At 62.3% G+C, this 25184-nt stretch carries 24 protein-coding genes; 7 read left to right on the plus strand and 17 right to left on the minus strand.

Annotated features, from left to right (window positions below; translation table 11 throughout):
- Positions 1-94: 94 nt before the first annotated feature.
- Positions 95-1465, minus strand: a complete 1371-nt coding sequence (locus tag M2401_RS28960) for a hybrid sensor histidine kinase/response regulator (protein ID WP_259109063.1) — start codon at positions 1463-1465, stop codon at positions 95-97.
- Positions 1449-2600, minus strand: a complete 1152-nt coding sequence (gene ercA / locus M2401_RS28965) for an alcohol dehydrogenase-like regulatory protein ErcA (protein WP_259109071.1) — start codon at positions 2598-2600, stop codon at positions 1449-1451. The genes M2401_RS28960 and ercA overlap by 17 nt, the downstream gene beginning before the upstream one ends.
- Positions 2601-2781: 181 nt before the next feature.
- Between ercA and M2401_RS28970 the strand changes: the two genes are divergently transcribed.
- Positions 2782-3447, plus strand: coding sequence for a response regulator transcription factor (locus M2401_RS28970; RefSeq protein ID WP_259109073.1), 666 nt, complete (start codon positions 2782-2784; stop codon positions 3445-3447).
- A 132-nt stretch (positions 3448-3579) separates the two neighbouring features.
- On the opposite strand, the gene M2401_RS28975 is transcribed toward M2401_RS28970, so the two are convergent.
- Positions 3580-3921, minus strand: coding sequence for a thioredoxin family protein (locus M2401_RS28975; RefSeq protein WP_259109075.1), 342 nt, complete (start codon positions 3919-3921; stop codon positions 3580-3582).
- Positions 3922-4068: 147 nt separating this feature from the next.
- Here M2401_RS28975 and M2401_RS28980 point away from each other — a divergent pair, with 147 nt between their 5' ends.
- The 4 genes from M2401_RS28980 (at position 4069) to M2401_RS28995 (ending at position 8984) form a co-directional block, all read left to right on the plus strand.
- Entirely contained in the window at positions 4069-4617 is a 549-nt protein-coding gene (locus M2401_RS28980; RefSeq protein WP_259109077.1) for a helix-turn-helix domain-containing protein, read from the plus strand.
- Positions 4617-5759, plus strand: a complete 1143-nt coding sequence (locus M2401_RS28985; protein WP_259109079.1) for an HlyD family secretion protein — start codon at positions 4617-4619, stop codon at positions 5757-5759. The genes M2401_RS28980 and M2401_RS28985 overlap by 1 nt, the downstream gene beginning before the upstream one ends.
- The gene (locus M2401_RS28990; RefSeq protein ID WP_259109081.1) at positions 5756-7360 is read left to right on the plus strand and encodes a DHA2 family efflux MFS transporter permease subunit; all 1605 of its coding nucleotides are present in this window, start codon (positions 5756-5758) and stop codon (positions 7358-7360) included. The genes M2401_RS28985 and M2401_RS28990 overlap by 4 nt, the downstream gene beginning before the upstream one ends.
- A 106-nt stretch (positions 7361-7466) precedes the next feature.
- Complete coding sequence (locus M2401_RS28995; RefSeq protein WP_259109084.1) at positions 7467-8984, plus strand: efflux transporter outer membrane subunit; 1518 nt, start codon at positions 7467-7469, stop codon at positions 8982-8984.
- Positions 8985-9029: 45 nt separating this feature from the next.
- Here the strand turns inward: M2401_RS28995 and M2401_RS29000 are convergent, their stop codons facing one another.
- Positions 9030-9851, minus strand: coding sequence for an alpha/beta fold hydrolase (locus M2401_RS29000; protein WP_259109086.1), 822 nt, complete (start codon positions 9849-9851; stop codon positions 9030-9032).
- A gap of 277 nt (positions 9852-10128) precedes the next feature.
- On the opposite strand from M2401_RS29000, the gene M2401_RS29005 reads away from it, so the two are divergent.
- A complete protein-coding gene (locus M2401_RS29005; RefSeq protein ID WP_259109088.1) occupies positions 10129-10695 on the plus strand; it encodes a DUF4865 family protein in 567 nt (188 codons plus the stop codon).
- Between the two features lie 84 nt (positions 10696-10779).
- Here M2401_RS29005 and M2401_RS29010 read toward each other — a convergent pair whose 3' ends face one another.
- From M2401_RS29010 to M2401_RS29035, 6 genes are all read right to left on the minus strand, one after another.
- On the minus strand, positions 10780-11631 hold the full coding sequence (locus M2401_RS29010; RefSeq protein ID WP_259109106.1) for a LysR family transcriptional regulator: 852 nt from the start codon (positions 11629-11631) through the stop codon (positions 10780-10782).
- Positions 11632-11694: 63 nt separating this feature from the next.
- Positions 11695-12603: a glutaminase B gene (glsB, locus tag M2401_RS29015; protein WP_259109108.1), complete on the minus strand. Its 909-nt coding sequence runs from the start codon at positions 12601-12603 to the stop codon at positions 11695-11697.
- 184 nt (positions 12604-12787) lie between these two features.
- The gene (locus M2401_RS29020) at positions 12788-13276 is read right to left on the minus strand and encodes an Lrp/AsnC family transcriptional regulator (protein ID WP_259109110.1); all 489 of its coding nucleotides are present in this window, start codon (positions 13274-13276) and stop codon (positions 12788-12790) included.
- Positions 13277-13328: 52 nt separating this feature from the next.
- Complete coding sequence (locus tag M2401_RS29025) at positions 13329-13985, minus strand: HAD family hydrolase (RefSeq protein ID WP_259109112.1); 657 nt, start codon at positions 13983-13985, stop codon at positions 13329-13331.
- A 75-nt stretch (positions 13986-14060) separates the two neighbouring features.
- Entirely contained in the window at positions 14061-15356 is a 1296-nt protein-coding gene (gabT, locus tag M2401_RS29030) for a 4-aminobutyrate--2-oxoglutarate transaminase (protein ID WP_259109114.1), read from the minus strand.
- 64 nt (positions 15357-15420) lie between these two features.
- Positions 15421-15567 (minus strand): hypothetical protein, encoded by a 147-nt coding sequence (locus M2401_RS29035; RefSeq protein ID WP_259109336.1) that lies wholly within the window; start codon positions 15565-15567, stop codon positions 15421-15423.
- On the opposite strand from M2401_RS29035, the gene M2401_RS29040 reads away from it, so the two are divergent.
- Positions 15566-16492: a 2-hydroxyacid dehydrogenase gene (locus tag M2401_RS29040; protein WP_409034003.1), complete on the plus strand. Its 927-nt coding sequence runs from the start codon at positions 15566-15568 to the stop codon at positions 16490-16492. The two genes, M2401_RS29035 and M2401_RS29040, sit on opposite strands and share 2 nt — an antisense overlap.
- 163 nt (positions 16493-16655) lie before the next feature.
- Here the strand turns inward: M2401_RS29040 and M2401_RS29045 are convergent, their stop codons facing one another.
- From M2401_RS29045 to M2401_RS29075, 7 genes are all read right to left on the minus strand, one after another.
- A complete protein-coding gene (locus tag M2401_RS29045; protein WP_259109116.1) occupies positions 16656-17735 on the minus strand; it encodes a tartrate dehydrogenase in 1080 nt (359 codons plus the stop codon).
- A gap of 29 nt (positions 17736-17764) precedes the next feature.
- A complete protein-coding gene (locus tag M2401_RS29050) occupies positions 17765-19222 on the minus strand; it encodes an NAD-dependent succinate-semialdehyde dehydrogenase (RefSeq protein WP_259109117.1) in 1458 nt (485 codons plus the stop codon).
- A gap of 121 nt (positions 19223-19343) precedes the next feature.
- Entirely contained in the window at positions 19344-20501 is a 1158-nt protein-coding gene (gene argE / locus M2401_RS29055) for an acetylornithine deacetylase (RefSeq protein WP_259109119.1), read from the minus strand.
- Complete coding sequence (locus tag M2401_RS29060; RefSeq protein WP_259109121.1) at positions 20498-21682, minus strand: FAD-binding oxidoreductase; 1185 nt, start codon at positions 21680-21682, stop codon at positions 20498-20500. The genes argE and M2401_RS29060 overlap by 4 nt, the downstream gene beginning before the upstream one ends.
- Positions 21679-23055: an NAD(P)/FAD-dependent oxidoreductase gene (locus M2401_RS29065; protein WP_259109122.1), complete on the minus strand. Its 1377-nt coding sequence runs from the start codon at positions 23053-23055 to the stop codon at positions 21679-21681. The genes M2401_RS29060 and M2401_RS29065 overlap by 4 nt, the downstream gene beginning before the upstream one ends.
- The gene (locus M2401_RS29070; protein ID WP_259109123.1) at positions 23037-23345 is read right to left on the minus strand and encodes a (2Fe-2S)-binding protein; all 309 of its coding nucleotides are present in this window, start codon (positions 23343-23345) and stop codon (positions 23037-23039) included. Before M2401_RS29070 ends, M2401_RS29065 begins: the two co-directional genes overlap by 19 nt.
- On the minus strand, positions 23342-25183 hold the full coding sequence (locus M2401_RS29075; RefSeq protein WP_259109125.1) for an ABC transporter ATP-binding protein: 1842 nt from the start codon (positions 25181-25183) through the stop codon (positions 23342-23344). Before M2401_RS29075 ends, M2401_RS29070 begins: the two co-directional genes overlap by 4 nt.
- Position 25184 lies beyond the last annotated feature (1 nt).

Genomic DNA, 25184 nt, shown 5'->3' on the forward strand with positions numbered 1-25184 from the left:
GCCGGTACATTCAAAGCATCTTCATCGCCTGGAACACAGCTTTCTCGAATGAATTCGCTCCCACAATGGGCTCTCCATCCACCCAATACAGCTCCTACCCCAACAACTGACTTAACACCGCCCGCAACTTGCCTGGCCTCACCGGTTTGTTCAACAACGGCGCGCCAAGCTTGCGCAGGGCGTGACGGCATTGTTCGCTGCGGTCGGCGGTGATCATCACCGCAGGTATGCGCAGGTTGAAATGCCGACGCAGGTCGTTGACCACTTCACAACCGGTCACACCGTGGTCCAGGTGGAAGTCGGCAAGGATCAATTCCGGCGCCGAGCCCTGCAATACGCTGCAAGCGCTGCCCAGGTCGCTGGCGGTCAGGACCTCGCAGCCCCACTGTTCCAACAGCGCGGCCATGCTTTCGCGGATGCTCTGTTCGTTGTCCAGCACCAACAGGCGACGCCCCGGCAGCGGATTGCCGGTGCCGGGTTGTTGCAGCAGCAGACTGACCGGCGCAGGCACCTCATGGGACAGCGGCACATCGATGCTGAAACACGAGCCACGACCCGGCTGCGAGCGGACCTGCACCGGGTAATCGAGAATCCGCGCGATACGCTCGACAATCGCCAGGCCCAGGCCGACACCCTTGCGATCAGCGGCGCGACCGACATCCAGTTGATTGAATTCGAGGAAGATCGACTCCAGGCTGTCTTCGGCGATACCGCGGCCGGTGTCCCAGACCTCCAGGCGCAGGCAATCGCCACGCCGCCGCGCCCCCAGCAGAATGCGGCCGCTGTCGGTGTAGCGGCAGGCATTGCTGAGGAAGTTGCGCAAAATTCGGCTGAGCAGGCGCGAGTCGGTGCGAACAGCGAAATGCCCCATGCGCACCCGCAAAGTGAGGCTCGACGCCTCGGCCACCGACTGGAATTCAGACGCCAAAGGCGTAAGCAGTTCGTCCAGGCGATACAAGCCGATATCCGGCTTTACTGCTGCCTGATCGAGACGGGAAATATCCAGCAGGTCATTGAGCAAATCTTCGGCGCTTTCCAAAGCCAGGTGGCTGCGTTCCACCAGCGTGCGCTCGCTCTCGGGCAGGCTGCGCTCACGCAACGTAGAGATCAGCAGGCGCGCGGCGTTGAGCGGTTGCAGCAGGTCATGACTGGCGGCGGCCAGGTATTTGTCCTTGCTGCGATTGGCGGCCTGGGCGGCGTCCCGTGCGTCGCGAAGGTCCTGCTCAATGCGCTCGCGCTGGATGATTTGCTGTTGCAGGTTGTGATTGGCTTCGAGCAATTCATCGGTGCGCGCGGCGACCCGCTGCTCCAGTTCGTCGTTGAGCTGTTGCAGGCGTTGTTGCGCCAGCTCCAGCTCTTCCAGACGCATGGTCAGTTCCGGGTAGTGACTCTTGCGCGTCGAGTGATTGCCCAGCCCCAACAGCGCATCCAGTGCCCGTTTGCGCTCGTCAGAGGGCCTCGCCATAAACGACCTCGACATCGCGCTGATTGGACTCGCGCGGATTGGTGAGGATGCACGGATCGCCCATGGCATGGCGCGACAGGAACGGAATGTCTGCCATGCGCACGCCATGCCCGCCGAGGGTTTCGTGGAAACCCACGGCCTGCTTGAAGGCCGTCAGGTGTTCGATCAGGCGTTTGGCGATCTGCACCTGATTCAAGCCACGGCAATCTATGCCCAGGGTCTCGGCAATGACCTTGAAGCGATCCGGCGCCGACTGATAATTGAACGCCACCACATGCTCGATCAATACCGCGTTGCACAGGCCATGGGGCAGGTCGAGAAAACCGCCCAGGCTATGGGACATGGCATGTACCGCACCGAGGATGGCATTGGAGAACGCCAGCCCCGCCTGCATGCTGCCGAGCATGATCTTCTCGCGCAGGGCAAGGTCCGTGGGGTTGTGGATCATCTGCACCAGGTTGCCGTTGATCAGGCGCATGGCTTCCAGGGCATGGGGATCAGTCAGCGGCCCGTGACCGGTGGAGACAAACGCCTCGATGGCATGCACCAGGGCGTCGATACCCGTGCAGGCGGCCAGAAACGGGTCCATGCTCAGGGTCGTCTCCGGGTCGATCAGGGCCACGTCCGGCACCGCCGCCTTGCTGACGATGGAGAACTTCATGCGCTCCTGCTGGTTGGAGATGATCACGAATTGCGACACGTCCGCCGAGGTGCCTGCGGTGGTCGGGATCAGGATCAAGGGCGGGCTGGGCACGCGAATCATGTCCACGCCCTCGAATTCGAGAATGCTGCGGCCATGGGCGACGACAATGCCGATGGCCTTGCCGCAGTCCATCGGGCTGCCACCGCCAACGGCGACAATCACGTCGCAGTGCTGCTCGCGATAGACTTCGGCGCCGCGCATCACTTCCTCGACCCGGGGATTGGGTGACACCGCGCTGTAGATGCAGTAATCGATGTCCAGGGCCTGCAGGCTGGCCTCGATATCGGCGACCCAGCCACAGGCGATCACGCCGGGGTCGGTGACCAGCAGCACCTTGCGGGCGCCGAAGGTTTTCGCGTAATTGCCGACGCTGTGGCGGCTACCGGCGCCGAAAATGATTTCCGGGGAAACGAACTTGCGCAGCTGGCTCATGGGAGGCTGTCTTTTTATGGTCGGCCAAAGCGGCTAATGGGCGCCAGCCTAGAGCATCCGACGCGGGATGCAACGGTACCTATCTACTACTTTGGTACTGGTTTTCCTTGCTAATGTCCTATTCCCAAAGAATCAGCCATGGCCTGTAATGCACGCCATAACAAGAAACAGGTAACGCCCCATGTACAAGATCCTGATTGCCGATGACCACCCGCTGTTCCGCGAGGCGATTCACAGCGTCATCAGCGACGGCTTTCCTGGCAGTGAGGTGATGGAAACCGAAGACCTCGACAGCGCCGTGCAGATGACCCGCCAGCACGACGACCTGGACCTGATCCTGCTCGACCTCAACATGCCCGGCATGCACGGCCTCAACGGCCTGATCAACCTGCGCAACGAAGCGCCGACCATTCCGGTGGTGATCGTTTCCGCCGAGCAGGACAAGCACATCGTGCTGCAAGCCATTACCTACGGCGCCGTCGGCTTCATCACCAAATCCTCGCCGCGCCTGCAGATGACCCAAGCCATCGAGCAGATCCTCAACGGCAACGTCTACCTGCCCTCGGACATCATTCGCTCGCAGAAAACCAGTGTGCGCCGCACCCTCAGCGAACCGGCAGGCCTGGCCCCGGAACTGCTCCAGGCCCTGACCCGCAAGCAGCTGCTGGTACTGGAACGCATGACCAAGGGCGACTCGAACAAACAGATCGCCTACACCCTGGAAATCGCCGAGACCACGGTCAAGGCCCATGTCTCGGCGATCCTGCGCAAGCTCAATGTACATAACCGCGTACAGGCGATTCTCAGTGCCGGAGACATCGATTTTTCGGCCTACCTGCGGCGCTGAAAATCCTTCGGGCGCAATGCCAGGCAGGTGGGAGCGAGGCTTGCCCGCGAAGAGGCCGGTACATCCACAGAATATTCCCGGCCCTATAAACCGCCTTCGCGGGCAAGCCTCGCTGCTACAAGATTTATGTGCTTACAACCCCTTCTTTTCCTGCCCCAACCACTTGTCGAAAACCTCGGCAATCTGCCCGTTCTCGGTCGGCCTCACTAGCCGATCAACCTCCTGCCCGTCAGTCAGAAAAATCATCGTCGGCCACAGCTTGACGCCATAGCTGCGCCCCAACCGCCGGCCGCTGCCGTCTTCGACACGGATATGCCGCACACCGGGAAAGCCGCTGATGACCTGTTCCAGCAACGGCTGCGCCGCCTTGCAGTGGCCGCACCAGTTGGTGCCGAACTCGATCAGCGTGGGCCCGGACAAGGCATCGACTTCTTCGCGGCTCGGGGCGGCTTCGACATAGGGCAGCAGACTCATGGATGGCTCTCCGTTTTGATGTGATTTGCATCATGCCATCTTTTTGCCCTACGACCGACGGCTGGAAAAGTGACTTGCATGATGGAAGTCACTCAATTAGATTATGATCATAATTTAATGACAGCAGGACCTCCGAGGGCCTTGTCCATGAAGCACAAAAGCTTTGAACACATGAATTGCCCGGTGGCCTTGAGCCTGGAGCACGTGGGTGAATGGTGGAATATCCTGATCCTGCGTGACACCTTCTATGGCCTCAGCCGCTTCGACGAATTCCAGAACAGCCTGGGCATCGCGCCCAACACCCTGACCCGCCGCCTCAACGAACTGGTCGAAGCCGGTGTGCTGGAGCGTCGCGCCTATAGCGACAAACCCCTGCGTTACGACTACCTGCTCACACCCCGTGGTCGTGAGTTCCGCCCGGTGGTGCTGATGATGATGGCCTGGGGCGGCAAGCATTTCGCCAATGGTCAGCCAGCGATTCAACTGGTCGACGATCAGAGCGGCGAGCCCGTTGAACTGATCCTCACCGATGCCCGGACCGGCAAGCCGATCAGCTTCACAACCCACAGCCTGCGCTCCCTGCCCCACGCCAGCGAACAGAACCGCTGGCGCATGGAAACCGGCCGGGAGCGCCGCCAGGCCTATCGCAATGCCCTTCTCAACGTCCCCACCCCGTCTTCCACAGGTAAACCGTGATGAACAGCTCTCTTTCGGCCGCCGACATGGCCCCTGCCAGCACCCCTGAAAAGCCGAAACCACCGCTGCTCAAACGTCTGGTGCTGGCGCTTGTGGTCATTGCGGCCCTGATCGCCGCAGTCTTTTACGGCCTGCACTGGTGGACCACCGGACGGTTTATCGAATCCACCGACGATGCCTATATCGGCGGCGATGTCACGGTGATCGGGCCCAAGGTTTCGGGCTATATCACCGAACTCAAGGTGATCGACAACCAGTTCGTGCATGCCGGTGACCTGCTGGTGAAGATCGACGATCGCGACTACCTCGCCACCCTGCATAAAGCTGAAGGTGCCATCACAGCCGAAGAAGCACTGCTGGCCAATCTGCAGGCCACCGAGCAACTGCAACAGGCCGTGATCGGCCAAGCCAAAGCCGGCATCGATGCCGCCAGCGCGGAAACCGTGCGGTCCCGTGACGACAACGTGCGCTACAAGGAACTGGCCAGCCGCTCGGCGGTGTCCCTGGAAAGCGCCCAGCGCGCCGACGCCACCTTCAAGACCGCCCAGGCCAATGGCGCCAAGGCCCAGGCCTCGCTGCTTGCCGCACAACGCCAACTGGACGTGATCGCCACGCAGAAACAACAGGCCCGCGCGGCGCTGATGCAGGCCAGGGCTGAGCGTGACCTGGCGCAACTGAATGTCGGCTACACCGAACTGCGTGCGCCCATCGATGGCGTGATCGGCAATCGCCGGGCCAGGGTCGGCGTCTTTGCCGGGGCTGGCACCCAATTGCTGGCGGTCGTTCCGGCCAGCGGCCTGTGGGTCGATGCCAACTTCAAGGAGGACCAGTTGGCCGAGATGTTGCCCGGCCAACCGGTGAGCATTCATGCCGATGTACTGCCGGGCCGGGTCTTCCACGGTCATCTGGACAGCCTGGCCCCGGCCACCGGCGCGCAATTCAGCGTATTGCCGCCGGAGAACGCCACCGGCAACTTCACCAAAATCGTCCAGCGCGTGCCGGTGCGGGTACGTCTCGATGCGGCCGATAATACCCTGGGCAAATTGCGCCCCGGCCTGTCGGTGACCGCTGAAGTCGATACCAAGACCGGCTCCGTGGACGAACCCGCTGTCGCCGCCGCCAACGCCAGCAAACTGCAATGAGTAGCGTCAGCGCCACTGCGGGCCGCCCTGCCCCGGCACATTTCGACGCGGCCTCGATGCCCACCGCGCAGAAGGTATTTGCCTTCGCCACCATGTGCATCGGCATGTTCATCGCCCTGCTGGATATCCAGATCGTCTCCGCATCGTTGCGTGACATCGGCGGCGGCTTGTCGGCGGGCGCTGACGAAACCGCCTGGGTCCAGACCAGTTACCTGATCGCCGAAATCGTCGTTATCCCCCTGTCTGGCTGGCTGTCCCGGGTATTCTCCACCCGTTGGCTATTCTGCATGTCCGCCGTGGGTTTCACCCTGACCAGTATGCTCTGCGGCGCGGCCTGGAATATCCAGAGCATGATCGCCTTTCGCGCCCTGCAAGGGTTTCTCGGCGGCTCGATGATCCCCATGGTGTTCACTTCGGCCTTTATGTTCTTCACCGGTAAACAGAAGGTCATCGCGGCGGCAACCATCGGCGCCATCGCCTCCCTGGCCCCGACCCTGGGCCCGGTGATCGGCGGCTGGATCACCGAAGTGTCATCCTGGCACTGGCTGTTCTATATCAATCTGGTGCCGGGCGTGTTCGTTGCCATTGTTGTGCCGATCCTGGTACGGATCGACGAGCCGGATCTTTCTCTGCTCAAAGGCGCCGACTACCTGAGTATGGTGTTCATGGCACTGTTCCTCGGCTGCCTGGAATACACCCTGGAAGAAGGACCGCGCTGGAACTGGTTCAGCGACCAGGTCATCCTGACAACCGCCTGGGTGTCCGGGATCTCGGCACTGGCCTTTATCAGCCGCACGCTGATGGTCAAGAACCCCATCGTCGACCTGCGCGCACTGAGCGAGCGCAACTTCGCCCTCGGCTGTTTCTTTTCCTTCGTCACCGGCATCGGCCTGTTTGCCACCATCTATCTGACGCCGCTGTTCCTGGGCCGGGTCCGTGGCTACAGCGCTCTGGATATCGGCCTGGCGGTATTTTCCACCGGGGTATTCCAGCTGTTGTCGATCCCGGTCTACGCGATGCTCGCCAACCGCATCGACCTGCGCTGGATCATGATGTTCGGCCTCGGCCTGTTCGCCCTGTCGATGTGGGACTTTTCGCCGATCACCCATGACTGGGGCGGCAAGGAACTGATGCTGCCCCAGGCCCTGCGCGGTATCGCCCAGCAAATGGCGGTGCCACCGGCCGTGACCCTGACCCTGGGCGGCCTGGCCATGTCCCGGCTCAAGCAGGCCTCGGGGCTGTTCAACCTGATGCGCAACCTCGGCGGCGCCATCGGCATCGCCGCCTGCGCGACCATTCTCAACGACCGCACCAACCTGCACTTCACCCGCATGGCCGAACACCTGAACAGCAGCAACGAGGCCATGAACCAGTGGCTCAGTCAGGTCGGCAGCAACCTCGCAGCCTTGGGCCAGACCGGCAGCGAAGGCAGCACCGCCGCTCTGCATCAACTGTGGTTGCTGACCCTGCGCGAAGCCCAGACCCAGACCTACTCCGATGCGTTTCTGGCAATCATGGTCTGCTTCATCGTCGCCACGCTGATGGTGCCGCTGATGCATAAGGTTGCACCACCTGCGGCGCCTTCGGCAGATGCGCACTAGGTCATTCAACCGTAGGAGCTTTAGCCGGGAGAGCGAACCCGCGGCTAAAGCGGGTCCTACGGACGCCGTGTTAATCCAGATGGTTATTTTTGACGAGAGTGCCGCCATGTTCCTGTCCAGCTTTCATCGCTTCGCCCTGAGTGCCCTGTTCCTCGCCATCACTGGCTGCACCGTTGGCCCGGACTATCAGGCACCCGGCAATACCCTGACCGCGCAATACGACAACCAGGCCCGACTGCAGCAGCGCGTCGGTGAAACTCCGGCTCCCGCTCTGGACACCTGGTGGAGCGGCTTTGCCGACCCGGAGCTGAGTCGTATCGTCGACCGCGTCCTGGCGCAGAACCTTGACCTGCAAGTGTCCCTCGCAAGGGTCGAACAGGCCCGTGCCGTGGCCCGGCATGCCGGTGCCGAGCGCCTGCCCCAGGGCGCCCTGGATGCCCAGGCTGTGCGCCAGCGCCAATCACTGAACAGCCCGCTGGGTGAGATCGGCAGCGCCTTCCCCGGCTACAAACGTAACCAGACCCTGGAAAATCTAGGCGCTGGAGCCAGTTGGGAAGCCGATCTGGCCGGTGGCCTCAAGCGCGGCGAAGAAGCCGCCAGCGCTGAAGCCGAGGCGGCCGAAGCCAGTCATGCCGGGGTGCGTATTTCGGTCGCCGCCGAAGCCGCTGATGCCTATTTCCGCATTCGTGGTGCGCAGCAGCGTATCGCTCTGGCCGAGGAGCAAGTCAAGACCGAGTCGGGCTTGCTGGCCCTGGTCAATGATCGTTTTCGCAGTGGCCTGGCCACTCAACGCGAGCAGGCCCAGGCCCAGGCATTGGTGTCCCAGGCCCGCGCCACCCTGCCGCCGCTGCGCACCGAACAGGCCCTGCAACTCAACCGTCTGGACGTATTGATGGGCGCGCAACCCGGCACCTACGCCAAGGAACTGCTGGCCACGGCCCAGACCTACAAGGTGCCGACCATCAGCGACAGCGAAGGCCCGGCCAGCCTGTTGCGCCGCCGCCCCGACGTGATCGCCGCCGAACGCCGCCTGGCCGCCAGTAATGCGCGCATCGGCGAATCCATCGCCGAGTACTACCCGAAAGTCTCGCTTTCCGGCCTGCTGGGCTTTGAAAGCCTGCATAGTGGCTCGCTGATCGGCTCTTCCTCCTTCCAGCCACAGGCGGCGATTGGCTTGCACTGGCTGCTGTTCGATTTCGGCCGTGTCGACGCTGAGGTCGCCCAGGCCAAGGGCGCCAATGCCCAGGCCCTGGCCGAATACCGCCAGGCCATGCTCAAGGCCACCGAAGACGTGGAAAACGCTATCGTCACCCTCACAGAACTGGAAGCCCAGCGCCTGGATGTGAATCAGGAAGTCGAGGCCCACCAGGTCGCCCGCACCGCCGCCGAAGACGCCTACAAGGGTGGCGCCATCAGCCTGGTGGAAGTGCTCGACGAAGATCGCCTGCTGCTCACCTCACGGGATCAACTGGCGCAACTGCACGCCAACGACGCCAGGGCAGCGGTGTCGACGTTCAGAGCATTGGGAGGGGGTTGGCCCGCAAGAACGGTGGGAGCGGATTTATCCGCGAAGGCGTCAGCACAATCAGTATCATCGACACTGACAGACCGCATTCGCGAATAAATTCGCTCCCACCTAATTTGCGTCCACCTCAGGGTGAGGCGTAGATCAGCCCTTGATAAAGCCCAGCAGAATCTCGTTGATCTCATCAGCCATCACAGTGCACATACCGTGGGAACCACCGGCTACGATCTTCAGGGTCGAACCACTGATCAACTTGGCGGATTTCTTCCCGGATGCATCAATCGGCACGATTTGATCGTCATCACCGTGCAGGACCAGAGTCGGCACGTCGATCTTCTTCAGGTCTTCAGTGAAGTCGGTTTCCGAGAACGCCTTGATGCAGTCCAGCTCGCCCTTGATCGAACCGAGCATGCCCATGCGCCAGAAATCGTCGATCACGCCTTGAGAGGTCTTGGCACCTTCACGGTTGTAGCCATAGAACGGCACCGGCAGGTCCTTGAAGAACTGTGAACGATCCGCCTTTACACCGGCACGAATGCCATCGAACACTTCAATCGGCAAACCTTCGGGGTTACTCGCACTCTTGAGCATGACCGGTGGCACAGCGCCGATCAGTACGGCCTTGGCCACGCGGGAAGTGCCATGACGACCGATATAACGCGCCACTTCACCACCACCGGTGGAGTGGCCGATCATGATTGCGTCTTTCAGATCCAGCGCGTTGAACAGTTCAGCCAGGTCGTCGGCGTAGGTGTCCATCTCGTTACCTTCCCACGACTGCCCCGAACGGCCATGGCCGCGACGGTCATGGGCGATGACCTGATAACCCTGCTGGCCGAGGAACACCATCTGCGCATCCCAGGCATCGCCATCCAGCGGCCAGCCATGGGAAAACACGATCGGCTGCCCGGTGCCCCAGTCCTTGTAGTAGATCTCGGTGCCATCTTTGACCTTCAGCGTCGCCATGGATGCGTCCTCTTTATGGTTGAGCGGGATGAGGGGATAAAGACTAGACCTGGTCTCCAAGGGCGCCTTGAATGGTTGTGCTGTTTAAGACCGGAGGTCGAAAGGGCAACGGTCGTCAAGAGCGCTTTGCACGCGATCGGCACCGAGGCTCCCACAATGACGGTGCATGCTCACCCATCATTTCGAAAACCCATCACACCTATGCCCGCAGCGGTCTGTTACTCCAACCGGTCGCACCGCACTCTGGCTCCTGTCATCCATTCACAGGAGCTTGACCATGCTAACCATGCAGTATTCCCATCGCCTACCCGCCGACTACGACCTGCAATTGATCCGCCGCCGGGCGGCCGAGCGCGGGCCGTTGTGGGACGATCGCCAGGGCCTGGCCTGCAAAGCCTTCGTCGCCACCGAAAAAGACCGCCACGGCGCCAACGGCAACCTGTATGCCTCGGTCTATCTGTGGCGCGACATATCCGCTGCGACGGCCTTTCTGACCGGTGAGAGTTTTCAGGGGGTGATTGATTCGTTTGGTCGTCCGCAGGTACATACATGGCTGACCCTCGACGCCCAGCTTGGCCCGGCGCGCGAGGCCTTGGCCCTGTATGAGGAAGTCGTGCCCCTGACCGCCTCGGCAGATCGCCAGCAAGTGCTGAACCTGGAGATCGAGCGCAACCGGCTGTTGGCCGACAGCAGCGATACCGTGGTCGCCTGGACTGCACTGGATCCCGATGCCTGGCAATTGCTGCGTTTTCGCCTCTCGGCGGCGGCGGCGCAAACGCTCGAAGGTCAGAGTGTCTATGAAGTGCTGTACCTGGCCCAACCCGAGCTGGAGCAGTTGCGATGAACGCAGAACTGCGCGCTCATCTATTGGGTTTGCTGGTCGGCGCGGCGCTGATCATCGGCCTGACCCTGCTGCTGATGCTGCTGATCAGGCATTAGCCGTCGAACGCACCGCCGACGCCAGGGTCTGCAAGACACCGCGAACCTGTGGCGTCGAGGCGCTGGAATAGAGGATCACTTCGCGGCTCGGTAGGGGCGGCAAGCCCAGTTTCGCGCCAACATCCACCAATCCGGCCGGGGCCACACGCCGCGCCAGAGCCGCCACCGCCAATCCGGCGCTGACCGCTGCGGCGATGGTGCTCATGCCGCCGCCGACAAACACTTCGTTCCAGGCAATCCCCGCTTCGTCCAGCAGCGAAGTGGCCATCGCCCGCATGCTGCACGGCGCAGGCTGGGTGGCCAGACGCAGGGGCTCACCGGGGCGATGGTCGTAGTCATCAGCAGCCATCCAGGCAAACTGCTCCTTGAATACCACTTCACCGTCCTGACGGCGATTGTCGTAGCCCAACACCAGGGCACCGCCGAGCAGGCCGCGGTCGAAGGCATCGCGAATATCCCGGGACGTGCCGATATGCAGTTCGATCTGCAGATTGGGTTGCGCAGCCTTGAGGTGCTTGAGCAGCAGCGGCAGTTCAGCACCAATGATGTGATGGCTGATGCCCACCACCAAGCGCTGTTGCGGCTGCTCGAATGAACCGATGGCGCCTTGATAGGCCACCAGCAGGTTGCGCGCGGCGGCGAGGAAGGTGCTGCCCTCGGCGGACAGCCTGACCTTGCGCGGCGTGCGCTCCAGCAGGCGACGACCGAGGGCGTCCTCCAGACGTTTGATTTTCAGGCTGACCGCCGACTGAGTGGTGTCGATGATCTCTGCCGCCCGGGTGAAACTCTTGAGGTCGGCCACCAGCACAAAGGCCTGCACCGCATCGATATCCAGCGCCATGATTGATAATCCCTGGAAATGACTGAGCTATCCAAAGATATGATTCTGCCATGATTGAGCGAATCAGAACACCGACCAGTTGATCCGCGCGCTCAGTTTTTCCAGGGCGGCCATGCCCACCAGGGAATTGCCCGCAGCATTCAGCTCCGGCGACCAGACACACACCGAAAACTGCCCCGGCACCACGGCGACGATACCGCCGCCTACGCCGCTCTTGCCCGGCAGGCCGACGCGATAGGCAAAGTTACCGGCCTCGTCGTACAGCCCGCTAGTGGCCATGATCGAGTTGAGCTGGGTGGTTTGGCGCGGCGTGAGGATCTGCTCGCCGCTATGGACGCAGAAGCCTTCGTGGGCCAGAAAACTGAAGGCTTTGGCCAGGTCGATGCAGCTCATGCTCAAGGCGCAGTGATGGAAATAGCTGCGCAGCACCGCTTCGACATCGCCATGAAAATTATCGAAGGACTTCATCAGGTAGGCCGCCGCCGCGTTGCGCGAGCGGTGCTGATACTCGGACTCGGCCACCATCGCATCGGAGACGATCTTCGGGTTGCTGCACAGACGCCGGACAAAATCGCGCATCGACAGCGATGGCGCGGCAAAACGCGACTGGTTGATATCGCAGATCACCAAAGCCCCGGCGTTGATGAACGGATTACGCGGCCGCCCGCGCTCGAACTCCAACTGCACCAGGGAATTGAACGGCTGGCCGGAAGGCTCGTGGCCCAGACGCTGCCAGATATCCTCGCCGGTGTGACCGATGGCCTGGACCAGGCTGAACACCTTGGAAATACTCTGGATCGAGAACAGCGTGCCGGCATCGCCAGCGTGATACAGCTCGCCATCGTTGCTGTACACGGCAATGCCCAGTTGATTCGGCTTGACGCCGCCCAGGGCCGGAATGTAGTTGGCGACCTTGCCCTGACCGATCAGCGGACGTACTTCGTCGAGGATTTCGTTCAACAGCGACTGCATGGATGACCCCGGTGTTTTTGGGGCAGCATCAGACCCTATTGCGCACTCAAGCACAAGCCCGCTGGAGCGAGGCTTGCCCGCGAAATCGATACTCCAGGCTCAGAAACCTCAAGGGAGACGCTGGCCCCTTCGCAGGCAAGCCTCGCTCCAACAAAATGGTAAAACCGGGCTGTCCCGTCAGGTATCAATGCCGCAACAACTTGCGCAACGGCACCCCGTCCTTCATCACCGGCGACTTGATCACGATATAGCTGAAGTACTTGGAGATACCGATATTCTTGTCCAGCAGCTCCTCCACCACTTCCTGATAGTGCTGGATGCTGCGGGTCATGAAGCGCACCAGGTAGTCGTAACCGCCGCTGATCAGGTGGCATTCGAGCACTTCGTCGACCAAGCGGATATTGGCTTCGAATTTAGCGAAATCTTCGCGCTTGTGGTCGCTCAGGGAGACTTCGGTGAAGACCGTTACCGAGTCGGTGATCTTGGCCAGGTTGAGGTGGGCCTTGTAGCTGGAAATGTAGCCCGCCGACTCCAGGCGCTTGACACGTTGCAGACAAGGGCTGGCCGACAGACCCACGGCATCCGCGAGGCTGACGTTGGTCATGCGGCCGTCTTTTTGCAGTTCGACCAGGATATTGATATCAATCCGGTCCAGTTTGACCAACCCTTCCATCACGCGCCTCTTGCTTGGTAACTATTCAGTACAGAAGTACCTTCTAACAAAATCAGCACCTTAAAGACAACTGATGCTGTCGCACGAGGTCCGCCATGCTGTTGATACAGAAGTCTGCCGGGCAGGTTTTGCGGTGCTCGGCGGCTCCCCGACGGATCAGGCACAGGCCGCCTTCACCCAATGCCTGGGCCGGTGGCCGTGACAGCAACAGGGTGTCGGCAGGGTCGATGTCCAGTTCCGCCAGCCAGTCGCCGCCATCCAGCGGATTGTCCGCCAGGGACAGCAAGTGCTCGGGCAACAGCCCCAGGCGTTCGCACAAGACACCACGATCCTCCACATCACGGTCGGCGTATACCCGCAGGTGATAAAACTTGCGCAGATACAGCATTGCCCCCGGTACATCCTCGAACAGGGTCCAGCCCGGCACCGAACGGGCGAAGCTCATGCCCTCCTCCCAACTGGACTTGATCTCCAGGCGCTCGGCCATCTGCCGATGGGCAAAGCACAGCATGCCGCTGAAGCCAAGTTCCGCGTAGCGCGGATACAGCGAGCGAATCACGTCCTTGTACTCGGCCAGGATCTGCCCCTTGTCCGGCGCCTCAAGGCGGTTTTCCAGCAGCGGCTGCAAGGCCGCCCAGACGCCCGAATCCCGATCCACCAGCACTTCGTCGCAGTCGATCAGCAATGCGCGGTATTCAGTCAGCCCCATGGCAGATACAACCTCCAGTTCATCCCGGTATGCCCGCTGGCCGATCCTTGTTGAACCGGCCAGCGATGCCAGTGGTCAGGCGATCAAGATACGTGCCAGCGCACCGTCGAGAATCTCCAGTGCTTCGTCGATCTGCGCTTCAGTAGTCACCAGCGGCGCAAGGAAACGCATGACGTTGCGATACACCCCGCACTTGATCACCAACAGACCGCCAACACGGGCCTGATCGATCAGTTGCTGGGTCAGGTCGGCATCCGGGCTGCGTTCGGCGTCGGCCTTGATCAGCTCAATGGCCACCATGAAACCGGTGGCACGTACGTCGCCGATACGCGGGTAGCGTGCCTGCAACCTGAGCAGGCCGTCGCGCAGGCGATCGCCCAGCACCTGGCCGCGCTCGACCAGTTTTTCTTCGGCATAGGTGTCGATCACCGCCAGCGCCGCCGCGCAGGCCAGGGCATTGCCGCCGTAGGTGCCGCCGAGACCACCGGGCAACGGTGCGTCCATGATCTCGGCACGGCCGACCACACCCGACAGCGGGAAGCCTCCGGCCAGGCTTTTGGCCACGGTAACCAGGTCCGGCTGGATGCCTGCGTGCTGAAAGCCGAACATCTTGCCGGTGCGACCGAAGCCGGTCTGGATCTCATCGAGGATCAACACAATGCCGTGCTGCTCAGTGAGTTTGCGCAAGGCCTTGAGGAACGCCACCGGCGCGGCAAGGAAACCACCGTCGCCCTGTACCGGTTCGATGATGATGGCGGCGACGCGATCGGCGGCAACCTGGGTCGCCAGCAGCTCATTCAGCGCAGCCAGGGCCATGTCGCTGCTGAAGCCGCGGTACTCGTTCGGGTACGGGGTATGGAAGATCTCCGGGGCAAACGGGCCGAAGTTCTGTTTGTACGGCTGGCTCATGCCAGTCAGAGTGGTGCCCAGCAAGGTGCGGCCGTGGAAGCCGCCACGGAAGGCAATGACGGCCGAACGATTGGTGTGGGCACGGGCGATCTTGATGGCGTTTTCCACCGCTTCGGCACCGGAGGTGAACAGCACGGCCTTGTGCGCCACCTCGCCACCGACCATCTGCGACAGCCGCTTGGCCAGTTCGATATAGGGCTGGTAGGCCGCTACCTGGAAACAGGCATGGGTGATCTTGCTCAGTTGGCCCTGCACTGCCTTGACCACATTAGGGTGGTTGTGACCGATGTTGAGCACGCCGATACCGCCGACGAAATCCAGATAACGCTTGCCATCCACGTCCCACAGCTCCGAGCCCTGGGCGCGATCGATGACCAGTGGGTGCGCATTGACGATACCGCGCGGTACGAACTGATCACGCTGACGCAGTAAATGGTGTGCTTCGTCGACTTTGCTGTTCATGGTGGTTCCTGTAGGTAATGAGCCGCGCATTGAGCCCGGCAGCGGCAAGTGGTTGCGATGCTGTTCAGGTTAATCGTTCGGCGAAATGATCTACGCCGAACTTGCCGCCCGAGATGCCCGGATCCACTGTTTTACCCCGTGCTTTCAACAGATCATGCTCCGCCGTTGCGGCATCATGAATGCCCCTCTTCTTTACCCAGGAAATGCCCATGGCGCTGCTCTATAAAGCTGACCCTGCGCGCGGCGAACAATGGCAGGCGCTGTTTGCCGAACACGCCCCGGATATCCAATGGCGCGCCTGGCCGGACGTTGGCGATGGCACGCAAGTCGAGTACCTGGCTGCCTGGCAGGCACCGGACGATCTCGAGAACGTGCTGCCCAATCTCAAGGTGTTGTTCGCCTTGTCGGCGGGAGTCGATCAACTGGACCTGAGCCGCATTCCCCTGAGCCTGCCAGTGGTGCGCCTGCTTGATCCTGGCATCAGCCAGGGCATGTGCGAGTACGCCAATTGGGCGGTGCTCAGCCTGCACCGCGACATGCTGCGCTACCGTCAGCAGCAGGTCGCCGGTCACTGGCAGGCTCATCGACTGCTGCCCGCGAGCAAGCGCCGGATCGGGGTCATGGGCCTGGGGCTGCAGGCACAACATATTCTGGCGAGCCTGAAATCGTTCGGCTTTGCCCTTTCGGGCTGGGCCCGCAGTCAGCATGAGATCGAAGGTGTGACTTGTCATGCCGGGGTCGAACAACTGCCGGCCTTTCTCGCCCAGTGCGATATTCTGCTCTGCGTGTTGCCCCTGACCGAACAGACCGAAGGCATCCTCAATAAGGCGTTGTTCGCACAACTGCCCAAGGGCGCGGCGCTGATCAATATGGGCCGTGGCGGGCATCTGCGTGAGGACGACTTGCTCCAGGCCCTGGACAGCGGCCAGTTGAGCGCGGCGATTGTGGATGTGCTGCAGCAGGAACCCGCAGCAATGGATCATCCATTCTGGAAGCATCCGCAGATCATGCTGACGCCCCATATTGCCGCCATGACCCAACCAGAAAGCGCCTTTGCCGGGCTACTGGAGAATATTCGCCGGTTCGAGCGCGGCGAGAAGATGCTCGGGCAAGTGGATCGCGGGCAGGGTTACTGAACCTTACTCTTTAGGGCGAACGATGGGAGCGAATGATGTGGGAGCGAATTCATTCGCGAAGACGGTAGTACAGACAATACAAATTCGTCGGATGTAGTAGCCTCTTCGCGAATGAATTCGCTCCCACAAATCACTACTCCGGTCATTTACCCTCCCATTAAATCTAAAGAGCAGCAGCAATCGCCTCGCCCACCGACTGCGTCGATCCGGTCCCGCCCAGGTCCGGGGTTTTCGGCCCTTGGGCAATGGTTCGTTCGATAGCCTCAATGATCCCGTCATGGGCCGCGCGATAGCGTTCGTCGCCGTTACCGAGGAAGTCCAGCATCAGCGCCGCCGACCAGATCATCGCAATGGGGTTGGCGATGTTGCGGCCGAAGATATCCGGGGCCGAACCGTGCACCGGTTCAAACAGCGACGGGAAGCGCCGCTGCGGATCGAGGTTGGCCGAGGGCGCGATGCCGATGGTACCGGCGCAGGCCGGACCTAGGTCGGAGAGAATATCGCCGAACAGATTTGACGCCACCACCACATCGAAACGGTCCGGCTGCAGGACAAAGCGCGCGCAGAGAATATCGATGTGCTGCTTGTCCCATTTGATCTCGGGATAGTTCTGCGCCATCAGTGCCGTGCGCTCGTCCCAGTACGGCATGCTGATGGAAATGCCATTGGATTTGGTTGCCGCAGTCAGCACCTTGCGCGGCCGGCTCTGAGCCAGGTCGAAAGCGAACTTGAGAATGCGGTCGACGCCACGCCGGGTGAACACCGACTCCTGCAGCACGAACTCATGCTCGGTGCCTTCGAACATCTTGCCGCCCACCGAGGAGTACTCGCCTTCGGTGTTTTCCCGCACCACGACAAAGTCGATATCCCCCGGCTTGCGCCCGGCCAATGGGCACGGCACGCCGGGGAACAGGCGCACCGGGCGGATATTCACGTACTGGTCAAAGTCACGGCGAAACTTGAGCAACGAACCCCACAGGGAAATGTGATCCGGCACCTTTTCGGGCCAACCCACGGCACCGAAGAAGATCGCATCGAAACCCTTGAGCTGGTCGAACCAGTCGTCGGGCATCATCTTGCCGTGTTCTAGGTAATAGTCGCAGTTGGCCCACTCGACGACTTCTACCTCAAGTTCCAGCTGCCATTTCTGCGCGGCCTTTTGCAGAACGCGCAGCCCTTCGGGCATGACTTCCTGACCGATACCGTCGCCGGCAATCGCGGCGATCCTGAACGTTTTACCCATGAATCCGTGCTCCCCTGTGCAATCGGTGATTAAAGGCCGCCAACATGAAAGGCCTTTACTTCCAGATACTCATCCAGCCCATAGCTCGAACCTTCGCGGCCCAGCCCCGACTGTTTGACACCGCCGAACGGCGCCACTTCCATGGAGATGATCCCGGTATTGAGGCCGACCATGCCGAACTCCAGGGCCTCGCCGAAACGCCACGAACGACGCAGATCCTGGGTGAAGTAATAGGCGCCCAGGCCATAAGGCGTTGCATTGGCCAGGGCCAGCGCCTGGGCTTCATCAGTAAAGCGCATCAGCGGCGCGACGGGGCCGAAGGTCTCTTCGTTGGCCAGCAACATACCGGCATGGGTATCGCCCAATACCGTGGGCTGAACGAACTGGCTGTCACCTGTAGGAATGCCACCGCACAACAGCGTCGCGCCCTGGCTCAAGGCATCGTCGATATGCCGGGCGACCTTGCTCACCGCTGCCGGGTTAATCAGCGGGCCGATGGTCACGCCGTCGTCCATGCCGTTGCCGACCTTGAGCTTGGCCACCTCCTCCACCAGGCGTTGGGCGAAGCGCTCGTAGATGCCGTCCTGCACGAGGATGCGGTTGGCGCAGACGCAGGTCTGCCCGGCATTGCGGAATTTGCTCAGCATGATCCCAGCGATGGCCTGCTCCAGGTCGGCATCATCGAAAACGATAAACGGCGCATTGCCGCCCAGCTCCAGGCTCAAACGCTTGATGTGCTCGGCGCTCTGGCGCATCAGCAGACGGCCCACAGAAGTGGAACCGGTGAAGGATATCTTGCGCACCGCCGGGTTGCCGGTCAGCTCTTCACCGATGCCCACCGGCATGCCAGTGATGACGTTGAAAACCCCAGCCGGAATCCCGACGCGCTCGGCCAGCACCGCCAGGGCCAGGGCCGACAGCGGCGTCAGGTCCGAGGGCTTGACGATGATCGGGCAGCCCGCCGCCAGGGCCGGCGCACATTTGCGGGTGATCATCGCGTTCGGGAAATTCCACGGCGTGATGGCCGCACACACACCCACCGGCTGCTTGAGGGTCATCAGACGGCGGTCAGCACTGGGGGCCGGAATGGTCTCGCCATAGGAACGACGGGCCTCTTCGGCGAACCATTTGACGAAGCTGGCGCCATAGCGAATCTCGCCCTTGGCTTCGTTGAGCGGCTTGCCCTGCTCCAGGGTCATGATCAGGCCGAGGTCGTCGACGTTATCGAGCATGGCCTGATACCAACGCTCCAGCAGTGCCGCACGTTCAGCCGCCGGGCGCGCACGCCAGGCCGGCCAGGCCCGTTCAGCGGCTTCGATGGCGCGGCGGGTTTCCGTGCCTTGCAGGGCCGGAACCCGGGCCAGCAGCTCACCCGTTGCCGGGTTGTTCACGTCGAGGGTGGCACCGTCATCGGCACCGAGCCACTGGCCGTCGATGTAGGCAAGTTCGACTAGAAGGCTGGGGTCCTGCAATTGATGTTTGAGCATGCTCGAGTCCTGATCCGGAGGATGTGTCAGTCGCCAGTCTAAGCAGGCGCTCCGGAGCAGGATGCTGAAAGCGCCGCGGCAGCAGCGTCGGCTGCTGAATTTCGCGGCGCCACGGCAGGCTCTACTGCTTAAGCGAAGCGAGCAGGCTGTGCAGAAAGCGCTCGCCGGCGAGCATCTGGCTGTCATCGATAAACTCGTCGGGCTTGTGCGCCTGCTCGATGGAGCCTGGCCCGCAAACCACCACCGGCACATTCAGGCGGTTGGCGAACAACCCGCCTTCGGTGCCGAAGGACACCTTGATATGTTCGGTGCCGGCGGCGGCGAAGTTATGCAGCAAACGCACGGCCTCGACGCTGGGGTGGGTGTCCAGCGCCGGATATTCGTTCATCACTTCGATTTCGATATCAGCCACGCCGGAGACCTGCCGCGCTTCCCGCACCAGGGCTTCGGCACGCTCGCGCAGTTCGCTCAACAGCAGATCCGGATCGTCCTGTGGCAGGTTGCGGAATTCGAATTCAAGGGTGCACAGGTTGGGCACGATATTCAGCGCCTTGCCGCCGTCGATACGACCGATATGCACGGTGCTATAGGGGATGTCGTAGCCCTCGTCGCGCTGACCCTGTTGTTCGACGCGCTTCTGACTGTCGCGCAATACCGAGATGAAATCGCTGGCCAGATGGATCGCGTTGATCGCCCGTGGCGCCAGGGACGAATGCGCTTCCTGGCCACGGCAATAGGTACGGTAGGAACTCTTGCCCTTGTGGCCGACAGCGAACTGCATCTGGGTCGGCTCGCCGATGACGCAGAGAAACGGCCGCAGGGTAGCCATGTCCAGTACATCGATCAGGCGCCTTACGCCGACGCAGCCGATCTCCTCGTCATAAGACAGCGCCAGTTGCAGCGGGCGGGTCAAATTCAGCTCGGCAGCATCGAGCATGGCGTCGATGGCCAGGGCGATAAACCCCTTCATGTCGCAGGTGCCACGGCCATAGACGCGACCGTCCTTCACCGTGGCTTCGAACGGCGGCACGGTCCAGGCCTGCCCCGCCACCGGCACCACGTCGGTGTGGCCCGAGAGCAGGATGCCCTGCTGCTCCTTCGGCCCGGTGCTGGCGAAAAGATTGGCTTTGCGCCCGGTCTCGTCCTTGACGATCAGCGATTCGATGCCCTTGCTCGCCAGCAGCTCACGCACGTATTCGATCAGCGCCAGGTTGGATTCGGATGACACCGTGTCGAAACCGATCAGGCGCTTGAGGATATCCAGTACACGGGGTTTCATAAGACTTTGCTCGTCAGTTGCAGGCTCGGCGATTCAGCCGATGACAGGATTGGCGCCGGGCTGAAGCGCCGGATATCAAAGGGTGCGATATGGGTGCTGGTCTGGCCGGTGCTGATCAGCTCCGCCATGACATCGCCCACTCCCGGGCCGAGCTGGAAGCCATGACCGCAGAAGCCAAAGGCATAGAACAGCCCGTCGACCTTGCCGCTGGCGCCGATCACCGGCAGGGAGTCCGGGGTGTAGCTTTCGATACCACTCCAGACCCGGATGATGTTCAGGTTGACCGCTGCCGGCAGCAGGCGGCGCATCTGCTGGATCTGATTGAGGGTACTGCGCGGCTCGACATGAGCGCGGCGCGTGAGCATGTCCGGGCGGCTGCGATAACCGCCACCGATGACGATATTGCCGCGCTCGATCTGACGGAAATAAATCACTTCCTCCGGGACCTTGGTATAGACGCCAATCACCGTCGGCAGGGAGTACGGCACCGGTTCGGTGACCGCCATCTGCGGGCCGTGGGTCTCCAGCGGGACCGCTTCACCGAACTGCTCGGATAACTTTGAGCCCCAGGCACCAGCGGTAATCAACAGGTTGGCGGCAGTGAACAGACGGCCATCGGCCGTGGTGACCTGAAACTCGCCAGCGACCTTCTGTACGTCCAGCACCTCAACGCCCTCTTCGACCCTGGCCCCGGCGCGCACGGCGGCACGGGCAAAAGCAGGAGCGGCCAGACGCGGGTTGGCGTGGCCATCGTGAGGGGCATAGGAACCGCCCCTGACCTCAGGCCCGAGGAAAGGGAAGCGCTCGTGCAATGCCTTGCCCGCGATCACTTCAAGGTCCAGTTCACGGGCCTCGGGCGCGGCGGCATAGGCGTGCAGATCGTCGATAAGCGCCTCGTCGTAGCACACCCGCATATGTCCGCTGGGCAGGAATTCGAGATCTTCGCCAATCAGCTGCGGCAGGCGTTTCCACAACGCCCAGGAACGGTTGGCCAGGTCCAGCTGGGCCAGGTGACGGCCCTGGCGGCGGACGTTGCCGAAGTTGACGCCACTGGCGTACTGGCCGATCTGATCCCGCTCCAGCAGGGTCACCGAGTGGCCGCGCTGGCACAGGAAGAACGCCGATGCGCTGCCCATGAAGCCGCCGCCGACAATCAACACATCGCTTTTTTGCGCGGTCATGAAATCACCTCTTCCATCTGCATCGACAGCGGCTTGACCGGCGCCTGGCCGCGCTGGCGACCGACCTCTACCACCGGTATGCCGACTTCGGCGGCAATCACCTCGGCGCCGCCCTGGGAGCAATATCGGCCCTGACAACGACCCATGCCGACCCGGCTGAAGGCCTTGGCACGGTTGACCTCGCAGGCGCCCTTCTGCCGGACCACCCCGCGCAGTTCACCGGCGGTGATCATCTCGCAACGGCAGACAATCGCCTCATCGGGCAGTGCCTTGGCCTGGGCCACAGGCCAGGGGAAGGCCTCAGACAAGCCAACACGAAAACGCTCCATCACCGCCAGAGACGCCTTGTGCTGTTGGCGCACGGCGGCATCCACCGGCAACTGCCGGTCAGCCAGCAACGCCATGGCCGCCAGGCGCCCGGCCTGTTCGGCGGCATCGGCGCCACGAATCCGCGCGCCGTCGCCGGCGGCATAGACCCCGCGCACTGAAGTGCGGCCTTCGTCGTCAACGGCCAGCAGCCACTGGCCGGACACTTCGTCGAACTGCAGCTGGCAACCCGCCAGATCAGCCAGCTGGGTTTCCGGGCGCAGGTGATAACCCAAGGCCACGGCATCGGCCTCGATCTGCATCACACTGCCGCTGCCGGTCTTGAAACTAACACCGCTGACGCCGCTGTACTCATCCCCCAACACTTGCAGGGGCTGCACCCCGAGATGCACCTTGACCCTGGCCAGGTATAGGCGCGCCAGCAGCGTCATGCCGGTCAACAACAACGCCGGGCGGGCCAGCAACTTGGGTAGCGCGGCGATGCGCTTGCGCAGCGGCGAGGTGTCGAGCACCGCCGCCACATTGGCCCCGGCCTTCACATATTGGCTGGCGACCAGGTACAACAACGGCCCGCTGCCCATGAACACCACACTGTGGCCGATGGACACCGACTGCGCCTTGAGGGCGATCTGCGAGCCGCCAAGGCTGTAGGTCCCCGCCAGCTGCCAGCCCTTGAGCGGCATCAGCCGGTCGGTGGCGCCGGTGCAGAGGATCAGCGCGTCGTATTCGATGGTCGAATGACGGCCCTGGCTGACACAGAACAACTGCCCCTCGGCGATATTCCACACCAGGGTATCGGGGCGATAGTCGAGCTGACTGCGCAGGCGGTCGAAAGTCTGATGCAGAGCGCGGGCCTTGTCCGCTTCACTGCCGTACAGGGTGGCGTAGTCGCGCTTGAAGCCTTCCGGCTGGCGGCGATAGATCTGCCCGCCATCGCGGCGGTTTTCGTCGATCAGGATCGGCTTGATACCGGCGCCGAGCAGGGTTTCGGCGCAACGCGTGCCGGCCGGGCCCGCGCCGACTATGACTACCCGTGGAGTGGCCATTTCGCCTCCGGTTGTGTAGTGACAATATCCAGCCCGTCGCGCACTTCATTGGAGCAGGCGCGCAGGCGCTCGCCGCTGCGGGTCCAGACCCAGCAGTCCTGGCAGGCACCCATCAGGCAAAAACCGGCACGGCGTCCGGAGTCGAACTCCGATTGACGCAGCGCGGTGCCTTGGGTCAGCAACGCGACCATCAAGGTGTCGCCCTGCAAGGCGCTGATCGGCGTGCCATCGACCAGCAGGCTGACCGTAGGTCGCTCGCGCTCGCCCAGTCTTACGAAACGCCCTTTCATGCGTAGGCTCCCACAATCATATTGTTCGAATGGACCTGGCTGCGCTCAAGCTCGGGGCTGTCCAGGTGGCAGAGGATTTCACTGTTACCGCTGATGACCCGGCGGCCTGGCGCGGTCTTGTTGCACAGACCGTCGACCCGAACCGGGCAGCGATTGAGAAAGGTGCACAGTTCCATGGTGTTGCTCGATGCACCGATCGGCGGCAGCCTGCCACTGGTACTGCCGCAGCTTTCCAGCCAGCCCTGGCGCAGCTCCGGCACCGAGTTGACCAGCAGGTCGGTGTAGGGGTGGAACGGCGCACGGCTGAAGGCCTCCTGGCTGCCCTCCTCGACCTTGTGGCCGCTGTACATCACCACGATGTCGTCGCACAGGGCGCGCACCGTGGAAATGTCGTGGCTGATAAACAGATACGACACGCCCAGTTCACGACGCAGGTCGCGCAACAATTCGAGAATCGCCGCGCCGACCACGGTATCCAGTGCCGAAGTCACCTCATCGCAGAGAATCAGGTCGGGCTTGGCCGCCAGGGCCCGGGCCAGGTTGATCCGTTGCTTCTGCCCGCCGGACAGTTCGTTGGGGCGACGTTCGGCCAGGTTGCGCGGCAGGCGTACCAGATCCATCAGCTCATCGATGCGCTGGCGCAGGGCCGCGCCCTTGAGGCCGAAATACATCTTCAAGGGCCGCGACAGAATGGTGCTGACGCTGTGCATCGGGTTCAACGCCGTGTCGGCATTCTGGAAGACCATCTGGATACGCCGGAACTGATCCGCCGTACGCCCGGCCAGGGTGCCGGACAACGGCTTGCCGTCGAACAGCAGCTCGCCCTTGGCTGGATCGAGCAGACCCGCAACCACCCGCGCCAGGGTCGACTTGCCCGAGCCCGACTCACCGATCACCCCGATGGCCTGGCCCCGGCGCACCGTCAGGTCGATGTCTTCGAGCACGCGTATCATCGGCATGCCCTGCAGGTTCTTCTTGCCGTAGCCTGCGGTCATGCCCTTGATGGTCAGCAGCGTCACGTCCTGGGCCACTTCACTGGCCGGGGACAGCTTGGCGTCCGGGCGAGCAGCGGCCAGCAGGCTGCGGGTGTACTCCTCGGCCGGGCCGCGCAACAAGGCTGCGGTGCCGCTCTGTTCGATGACCTGGCCGCCATTGAGCACAACGATCTGGTCGGCCATCTGCGCCACTACCGCCAGGTCGTGGGAGACATACACCGCCGTGGCGCCGCGCTCCTGCACCACGCGCTTGAAGGCGCGCAGCACGTCGATCTGGGTGGTGACGTCCAGGGCCGTGGTGGGTTCGTCCAGCACCACCAGCAGCGGATCGCTGATCAACGCCATGGCCGCCATGACCCGCTGCAACTGGCCACCGGAAACCTGATGGGGATAGCGCTCGCCGATCTTGTCCGGGTTGGGCAGGGACAGGTCACGAAACAGGCCGATGGCCTTGGCGGTCAGCGCACTGCGAGTGCCCAGGCCATGGATCAGGGCGCCTTCGATGACCTGATCGATCAGCTTTTTCGCCGGGTTGAACGCCGCTGCGGCGCTCTGGGCAATATAGGACACCCGATTGCCACGCAGGCGCTGCAACTGGCCTTCATCCAGGCCGAGCATATTGTGCTCGCCGACCTGCACCACACCGCTGGCCAACCGGCAGCCACGCCGGGCATAGCCCAACAGCGCCAGGGCAATGGTGGTCTTGCCGGAACCGGACTCGCCGATCAACGCCAGCACTTCACCTTTCTCCAGGGAAAAGCTCACGCCCTTGACGATTTCGCTCTCGCCGCGCTCGCCCGAGGCGACGACGCGCAGGTCTTGGACCCGAATCAATTGCGTCATC

The organism is Pseudomonas sp. JUb42 (assembly GCF_024807945.1).
Taxonomy (GTDB): Bacteria; Pseudomonadota; Gammaproteobacteria; order Pseudomonadales; family Pseudomonadaceae; genus Aquipseudomonas.